Consider the following 8,105-nt stretch of genomic DNA (forward strand, 5'->3'; position numbering starts at 1 on the left):
TGGAAGAAAAAGACATGCTCGTAAGGATCGTAAACAATGAATACACCGGAGGCGGTTACAAACGTGCTACCTGGATTGATAAGGTCTGCCGCAACAAAGAGGATAGGGAGATGCTTGACACGCTCTGTCAGAAGGGCCTGGCTGAAACAGGGTTGGGAGGAACTGTGGCGGGCGATACATACCGGGCATGCTGGTTAACACAAAAAGGGAAGGAAACAATAGGAGCAGAATAATGAGATTATACGGAATTCCATTTCCCGGTATCCTGCGCTAATGAACAATGACCTCTATCTCAGCAAATCACTCTTCATACGGGGCTTGCAGTGTCATAAGTCCCTCTACCTCCACAAGCATCACCCGGAACTGAAGGACGAGACCCCGCCCTCCCGACAAGCACTTTTTCAGAGCGGCTCAGCGGTGGGGATCGTGGCACAGGACCTTTTCCCCGGTGGAACAACGATCCCCTACGACCATGATACGTACGACAGGCAGGTTGCGCTCACGCAGGAGGCGATTAACCAGGGCGCGACCACCCTCTATGAGGCCGCCTTCCGGTTCGATGATGTTTTCGTAAAGGTGGATATCCTCAATAAAGGCAAAGACGGGTGGGACATCTACGAGGTAAAAAGCTCGACCTCGATCAAGGACGTCTATGTCCCCGACGCCGCCGTCCAATACTACGTGGTGAAAGGCTCCGGTCTCCCTGTCTCCAGGGTATTCCTGGTCCACATCAATAACCAGTATGTGAGGGAAGGGGAGATCGAGGTTGAGAAGCTCTTTACCGTCAATGATGTAACCCGCGAGGTCCAGCAGATGCAAAACACCATCGAGGGGGAACTGGACACCCAGAAGACCATGCTCCGCGGCGACATGCCGCAGATAGATATCGGCCCTTACTGTACAGACCCCTACGACTGCGACTTCATAGGACACTGCTGGGGCCACATCCCGAAGGATTCGGTATTCACCATCAGGGGCAGTAAGAGCTTACCCTTTACGCTCTATAACCGCAACATCATAGAGCTCAGGGATGTGCCGCTCCACATGCTCTCGGCAAATCAGAAGCTCCAGGTAGAGGCAACGCTCGAAAAGAAGATCATCATATCAAAGGAAGCCATCAGGGACTTCCTCGGTTCCCTCTGGTATCCGCTCTACTTCCTTGATTTCGAGACCTTCGGCGCCCCCATCCCGTTTTTCGATGGGACCAGGCCATACCAGCAGGTGCCGTTCCAGTACTCGCTCCACTACCTGGAAGATGAAGATGCGAACGTAAAGCACCACGAGTACCTCGCGGTCCCGAAGATCGACCCGAGGGAGGAGCTCACCAAAAAGCTCGTCAGCGAGATCCCCCACAACGCCTGTGTCCTTGCCTATTACGCAGGGTTCGAGGCAGGTGTGTTGCAGGGTCTTGCCGGATGGCTCCCGAAATATCAGGATGATATCGACACCATACTGAATAACTTAAGAGACCTCGCTGTCCCTTTTCAGAAGAAGGTCCTCTATCACTGGCAGTTCAACGGTTCCTATTCCCTGAAGTATGTCCTCCCGGCGCTTGTCCCGGACTTAAGCTATAAAGACATGGAGATACAGGACGGAGATATGGCGATGCAGGCATATTTCAGGATGCAGGAATCCAGCGACCCGAGAGAGATCAAACAACTCCGCGACGCCCTCCTCGCGTATTGCAGCCTCGATACACTGGGGATGGTAAGGATCATAGAGAGATTGAAGGAAATGGCCGATCGCTGAATATCAAAAGTTCAAATTCTTATCTAATCATTGACATTATCGGGTTTGCGGTTCACAATTGTGTTCAGACAGGACAATAGTTGCTATAGATACCAAAGGCCTGGGTTGCAATGGACGTCGAAGAGATCATAAAATCAATGGAAGCATCGATAACAGAAGAGGACAGGGAGATCCTTGTCGATATTGAAGACAAGATTCTCAGCACCCTGCGTTTTGGTTTCAATCCGGAGGTTCTGGAAATACTTGACGACGCGGAAGCGCGCCCAGGGGAGATAGAATCCATAAAGAACAAGTTACAACAGAACATTGTCTTGAGACTTTACGGAATAGGAAACTCTGCGTACTTTTCGAAGCTCCGCAGGGGAAACGTATCTTCTTTTCTTGAAGTAGTAATGCGTCTGGGCGTTGACCAAACAAAGACATACATCATCATGTTTGCAATGCTTGAGCTTGCAAAGAGCGTCCATGGAAAGAAACTTCTTGCAAAGAGCATAGCTACATCTGTTATGGCAAACATTTTGGCCGACAGGTTCAATTTTTTGGACGATAGTATACACAAGGCCGAACTTGCGGGACTGATCCGGGAGATAGGCAGGCTCATAGTCCTCATATACCAGGAGCAGGAAGAAGAGAACAGATTAAAGGATGATTTTTCGGACAGGTTTAATACCTATCTCAGCCTGAAGGTAATCCGGCATTTTAACTTGCCGGACTATCTCAACAGCATACTCCTTGATGACACCATCTCGTTTGATGAGGAGTCTTTCTCTGTCTCAGCGGTGGTCAATATGGCACACCTGCTGGTATCGCACAGTTTTAACATAAAGGGCAAACTATTGCTTAAAATCCCACCGCCGGACCGTGATGGTGTTTACGTAAACCACTACGGTGAAATGATCAAGGAGCGATTCGGGGCTATCGGCCTCGGTGAGTACGTCGAAATCATCGAAGCCCTTACAGAAGCGTAAAAAGCCTTTTTGCCGGAACTATAAACACCCTTTAAACTATATTGTTGTTATCTTGTATGTTGTCTTTCCACTGTCAGCAGTCAGCTTTCAGTAGTCAGCAATCAGCTTGTCGGCTTGATGGCCTGCCGGCCTGATAGCTGACTGCTAATCGCTTAAAAAAAGTTTGTATTTTTAATTTCATAGGGGTTAGAATGGAATCAAAGAGCAGGTTGAGGTGAAGGCTGAGGCTAAGCAGTTTCTCCTATGCCTTGTGTTTTTGCAGTTGCCATGAGCTATCAACTATGAGCTTACATTGGTGGGGTAATTTCAATAAAGATCAGATTCAGGTTAAACAGTTTCTCTCGTTATGAACAAGATGAGCGCCACACATATCAGAACCGATGAACCCGATGGTAAACGGAAATCGAAAAAGATCACCCCTTTTGACATGATCAGGGCAGCATCCACTATCGTTGTTTTCGGTATCCCTTTGATAGCCGGCACTGCCGCCGTACTGGGTTATGGGGCATACAAGGCATTTCAGAAGCTAAAGAGATGAAAGTCTACTTCGCACATCCATGTTTTGACGATACACAAAAAGGGTTTAAAACAGAGTTTCTCAATAAGCTCTCTTCCGCTTTAACCCATAGAAATGACATTCTCATCGTTGACCCCTTTGATCATACCCCAAACATAGAGGGGGATATAGAAACAAAGTTGAAGATGGCGGAGAACGTCAAGATCGGGTGCATACGGCTCCTTGAAGAATGTGACATCGTTGTTGCCCTCGTTGACGGCAATGACACAGGTGTTGCCTTCGAAGCAGGATATGCCCATGCAGTCAATAAACCGGTGATATTGATTTCTCAACAAAGCTGTTCGGCGGCAAACGCCATGTTGATCGGGGCGGCCAGGATAATGGTTGATAATGTCCTGGAAAGAGAACAGATAGAGAAACTGGCGGGTATGCTGGAATGGTTCGATGCAACAATTAGTAAATATCCCGGGAAACCGCGGAATAATTGAATTGAAGATGTGACCCGATATTCTTTATGAATGTTTACTCGAAGGGGGTTCGCCATGCGATATAATAAATTGGGTTTATTTGTTTTTGCTCTTGGCATCCTGGCATTCCTGGGTTCGTTAATGCTTACCTGGATCGGTTTTTTTATATGGCCGGGGTTGCAGCAATTGATGATGAGTGATCTGATCGGCGGTTTCCTGACCCCAACGGGCGCTGTATTGATCGTCATCGGTGGATTAATGAACGGCTTGAAAGATAAGGAGGCAATAAAATGAACTTTCCTTCCAGTTATCCTGTCTGGATATGGCTTTACTTTGGAGCTTTTGGATCCATCAGTGCGGTATTGTTCTCTTTGATCGCATGGAGCTGGTTTAAAAGCCGTTTATTTGCAAGGGGGCAACTTCGCTCCGTTATCACGTGGAATATGTTTGGGTATATGTTCCTCTTTATCGGAGCCTATTTTGCCTGTGGTATCGGCGGCACACCGGGTGGTAATCTGCTCAGCCCCGACGTCACGATACATAACATCCAGAAGGGCACAACATCAGCTGTCCTGTCAATGTTCTTTTCGGTGCCTGGATGGGCCTGCATTTTCATTGGTCAGCGAGGGCTTCTGAAATTTTTACAGCAGGCTTAGGATCCTGGCCGCAGCTTACAATATCAATACGAACTCATTCGCCATCAACCATCAGCCTTCAGCATTTTCCTTGTTGTCATTGCGAGCGCAGCGTGGCGCAGTGTCATTGCGAGCGTAGCGTGGCAATCTCATTCAATAGATCTATACCCCTGGATCGCCACGTCGTTTCACTCCTCGCGATGACAATAAATAAGGAACGTTGACCCCAGACGTGCTGACCCCAAACGTGTGAAATGTTTAAAACCTTTTACCTTTAACCTTTCACAATATTAGCCGATACCCTTGACAACATCGAATATGTAGTGTATTGTAATACAGCAGGAGGTCAGGAACATGAGGTCAGTATTATCTGTAAGCCTGCCCGAACAGATGGCGGAAGAACTCGATGCCTTTGCCAGGGCCACCGGAAGGAACAAGAGCGACATCGTGAAAGAATCATTGAGCATCTTCCTCTGGGAGACACGGTTTAAGGAGATCAGGAAGCGTTTGGTTAAAAAGGCGAAGGCAGCAAAGGTGATCACCGAGGAAGATGTCTTCAAGGCAATCTCGTGAAAGCGGTTTTCGACACGAATGTCCTCATAGCCGCCTTTCTCACGGAGGGGGTCTGCTCAAAACTCCTCACAAGGGCGCGTAAGGGTGAGTGTGATCTTATCCTGAGCAATGACATTATCCGGGAGTTCGAAAAGGTGCTCCGTAAAAAATTCGCATTGTCGCGGCAGGAGATACCCGATGTCCGCGCTATCCTGACAGAAGCGACGAAAGCAATGATCCGGCAGGTAAGCCCGATAGAACCCATCTGCAGGGACGGGGACGACAACAAGATCCTTGCCTGCGCGCTCGCGGCTGATGCCGATCATCTTGTGACCGGCGACGAAGACCTGCTCGTAATGAAGAAATACGGTAAGACCAGGATAATATCCCCGAAGGAATTTGAGGGCCTTTTTGCCGATTAAATAATACCTCCCATTGCTGTCGGATGAGGTATTGGCGGCTAAGAGCAATAAAAGGAAGGTATTAAGAGATAAAAAATGGAAGATGCCGGGTTACGTCGAATATACAGGAGATTGCAAAGATATTTAGCAGACCCGCGGGAGCTTTTCCTCGTCCAGTCGATTGAGACGCAAACGCTCCTGGCCTGCGAAGGGAATGCCGTCATCGGGCGATACGACGCCTCCACCTCCCGTTTTGGCTGTGGTATCCGGGAGGGTTCCTTCAAGACACCTCCCGGCATTCATCGGATCAGGGAAAAGATCGGATCGGGTGCCCCTGCAGGACGCATCTTCAAAGAACGTATGGACACGGGTATGAATTGGGATCAAGGCTTGACCGGAGATAATCTGATACTTACCCGCATTCTGCGGCTGGAAGGCCTGGAAGAGGGGATCAACAAGGGCGATGGTGTGGATTCCTATGAGCGCTGCATATACATCCACGGCACCAACCGGGAGGATCTGGTGGGTACACCCTTGTCGCACGGATGCATAGCGTTGAGAAATCAGGATATCCTCCGCCTCTTTGAGATCGTCAGGGAAGGCACGCTCGTCTATATCGATCCTCCGCCTGTAGCCATCGGCGAAAGGCCGTGCAGGAGTGTCCATTTTACCGGTATCTTCGGCACCGGCATGAGCGCCCTCGCGCAATATCTCCGTTTCCAGGGGATCGCGGTCTCCGGCTCCGATCGTCTGCTCGGCAGCGACGACACGGCCTCTATGCAGAGAATGCTCGAGGGGCTCGGATGCACTATTGTCGCTCAGGACGGTTCGGGTGTCGGCGCCGATACCGAAGCGGTCTGCGTCTCAACGGCAATAGAGGAATCGAACCCCGACATCGCCGCCGCCCGCGCCGCATGTCTTCCCATCGTGCATCGCTCCGATCTGCTTGCCGCGATCATCGCCTCGAAGAGGACGATCGCGGTGGCCGGTACAAGCGGTAAATCGACGGTGACGTCTATGATCTTTGAGTTCCTGACAGCATGCGGGAAATCACCTTCCCTTGTAAGCGGCGCGCCCTTGCGCCGGCTCGAAAGACAGGGGCTGATCGGCAATGCCTTCAGCGGCGGCTCCGATCTCTTAGTCGTTGAGGCCGACGAGAGCGATGGAACGCTGATTAAATATTTTCCCGAGTGTGCCGTTGTGCTCAATATATCAAAAGACCACAAAGATATTGACGAGATAAAAGGGTTTTTTGAAAGACTTCTTTCGCAATCGACGTGGACCGCTGTAAACTCCGACGATCCGATCCTTGCTGCGCTGCCGGCAACAGTGGGCTTTGGCCGGAACAATTCCGCCTCGTGGCGACCGGATGATGAAGAACCGTTGGCGACCTCGGTCAAGCTTTTTCGCAACGGTATTGAATACCACCTGCCCCTTCCGGGAGGGCACAATCTCGAAAACCTCCGCGCGGCGCTTTGCGTCTGCGAACATTTTGGTTGTGAGGGGCCCGCTCTTGCTGATGCGGTAAGAAATTTCGAAGGAGTGGCGCGGCGCTTTGCGGTAACCGGGACCAAACAGAACGTGTATGTGGTCGATGATTTTGCCCACAATCCGGCGAAGATAGCGGCTGCAGTGAATGCCGCACGGGGTCTTTCCGACCGCATCATTGCAGTATACCAACCGCACGGGTTTGGTCCGACACGGTTTCTGAAGGATGAATATATCGCGACCATGCGAACCATCTTCCGGCAGGACGATTCGCTCTATCTTTTGCCGATCTATTATGCGGGGGGCACCGCGCAAAGAGATATTTGCTCGGAAGATATCATAGAGGGGCTCGGTCCCGTATCATTCAACGCACAGGCGGTAAAGGACCGCGATGAGCTGCTGAACAGGCTGAAGGTCGACGCGAGACCGGGTGATTGTGTTCTTGTCATGGGAGCACGCGACCCGTCACTCTCCTCCCTGGTGAGGAAGGTGACGGATCTCTTTTCTGGCTGAGTATAATGAAAAAACTGATTTTTATCCTTTCAATTTTATCGTTTTTGGTTTTAAATACTCTCATGGCATCCGCATCATACCCTTCGTTGACGGCCACGATCAAAACGAACAAGGGCGACATACGATTGAAGCTCTTTCCCGATAAGGCGCCGCTTACCGTATTGAACTTCGTGAACCTGTCGAAAAGGGGGTTCTACAACAACCTGAAGTTCCACAGGGTAATACCGGATTTCATGATCCAGGGCGGCTGCCCGTTGGGCACAGGCACAGGTGGTCCCGGGTACCGGTTCAAAGATGAGTTTTCGCCGGGATTAAAACATGATAAGCCCGGAAAGCTCTCAATGGCGAATGCGGGACCGAACACAAACGGAAGTCAATTCTTTATCACCCACGTTCCAACTCCGTGGCTGGACAACAAGCACACCATCTTCGGCGAAGCAGTTGACGAAACAGACCAGAAGGTTGTGAACAGTATTGTGACCGGAGACAAGATCATCACCATTGTAATTGAAGGTGATGACACTCAGTTAGCCGAAGATTACAAGGACCAGCTCGATCAATGGAGCAAAGCACTGGATAAAAGATAGTCAAAGTTTCGAGAAAAGCAAAAACAAACAGGGCCACATCTTGAATGTCAATTGTCATAGATTATCCCTTATGGCTGATAGCGGGAGCTTGAAGGCCGACTCCGCTAAGAAAAAGACCACCTGAGGGTGGTCTTTTTCTGTAACGGATAGGTATCCTTTTTTGTTACTTTGCGACTTTCGTTTTCAGCTTCTTTCCGGCTGAGAACTTCACGACCTTCTTTGCAGGTA

Annotated in this window: 11 protein-coding genes; all 11 read left to right on the forward strand. The window is 49.9% G+C overall.

Annotation, left to right across the window (positions count from 1 at the left end; genetic code table 11):
* On the forward strand, positions 1 to 233 hold a 233-nt coding region (locus PHU49_11550; GenBank protein ID MDD5244639.1), incomplete at its 5' end, for a hypothetical protein.
* 40 nt (positions 234 to 273) lie between these two features.
* Positions 274 to 1,749 carry a DUF2779 domain-containing protein gene (locus tag PHU49_11555; GenBank protein ID MDD5244640.1) on the forward strand — a complete coding sequence of 492 codons (1,476 nt, stop codon included), beginning with the start codon at positions 274 to 276 and terminating at the stop codon, positions 1,747 to 1,749.
* A 137-nt stretch (positions 1,750 to 1,886) separates the two neighbouring features.
* Entirely contained in the window at positions 1,887 to 2,717 is an 831-nt protein-coding gene (locus PHU49_11560) for an HDOD domain-containing protein (protein ID MDD5244641.1), read from the forward strand.
* A 346-nt stretch (positions 2,718 to 3,063) separates the two neighbouring features.
* Positions 3,064 to 3,255 carry a hypothetical protein gene (locus PHU49_11565; GenBank protein MDD5244642.1) on the forward strand — a complete coding sequence of 64 codons (192 nt, stop codon included), beginning with the start codon at positions 3,064 to 3,066 and terminating at the stop codon, positions 3,253 to 3,255.
* Positions 3,252 to 3,722 (forward strand): nucleoside 2-deoxyribosyltransferase, encoded by a 471-nt coding sequence (locus PHU49_11570; protein ID MDD5244643.1) that lies wholly within the window; start codon positions 3,252 to 3,254, stop codon positions 3,720 to 3,722. The genes PHU49_11565 and PHU49_11570 overlap by 4 nt, the downstream gene beginning before the upstream one ends.
* A 54-nt stretch (positions 3,723 to 3,776) precedes the next feature.
* Entirely contained in the window at positions 3,777 to 3,995 is a 219-nt protein-coding gene (locus PHU49_11575) for a hypothetical protein (GenBank protein MDD5244644.1), read from the forward strand.
* Positions 3,992 to 4,357 (forward strand): hypothetical protein, encoded by a 366-nt coding sequence (locus tag PHU49_11580; protein MDD5244645.1) that lies wholly within the window; start codon positions 3,992 to 3,994, stop codon positions 4,355 to 4,357. Before PHU49_11575 ends, PHU49_11580 begins: the two co-directional genes overlap by 4 nt.
* A gap of 333 nt (positions 4,358 to 4,690) precedes the next feature.
* The gene (locus tag PHU49_11585; protein ID MDD5244646.1) at positions 4,691 to 4,909 is read left to right on the forward strand and encodes a ribbon-helix-helix protein, CopG family; all 219 of its coding nucleotides are present in this window, start codon (positions 4,691 to 4,693) and stop codon (positions 4,907 to 4,909) included.
* Complete coding sequence (locus PHU49_11590; protein ID MDD5244647.1) at positions 4,906 to 5,310, forward strand: putative toxin-antitoxin system toxin component, PIN family; 405 nt, start codon at positions 4,906 to 4,908, stop codon at positions 5,308 to 5,310. The genes PHU49_11585 and PHU49_11590 overlap by 4 nt, the downstream gene beginning before the upstream one ends.
* Before the next feature lie 111 nt (positions 5,311 to 5,421).
* Positions 5,422 to 7,290, forward strand: coding sequence for a L,D-transpeptidase family protein (locus tag PHU49_11595; GenBank protein MDD5244648.1), 1,869 nt, complete (start codon positions 5,422 to 5,424; stop codon positions 7,288 to 7,290).
* Positions 7,291 to 7,295: 5 nt separating this feature from the next.
* The gene (locus tag PHU49_11600; protein ID MDD5244649.1) at positions 7,296 to 7,877 is read left to right on the forward strand and encodes a peptidylprolyl isomerase; all 582 of its coding nucleotides are present in this window, start codon (positions 7,296 to 7,298) and stop codon (positions 7,875 to 7,877) included.
* Positions 7,878 to 8,105 lie beyond the last annotated feature (228 nt).

This window comes from Syntrophorhabdaceae bacterium, assembly GCA_028713955.1.
GTDB lineage: Bacteria > Desulfobacterota > Syntrophorhabdia > Syntrophorhabdales > Syntrophorhabdaceae > UBA5609.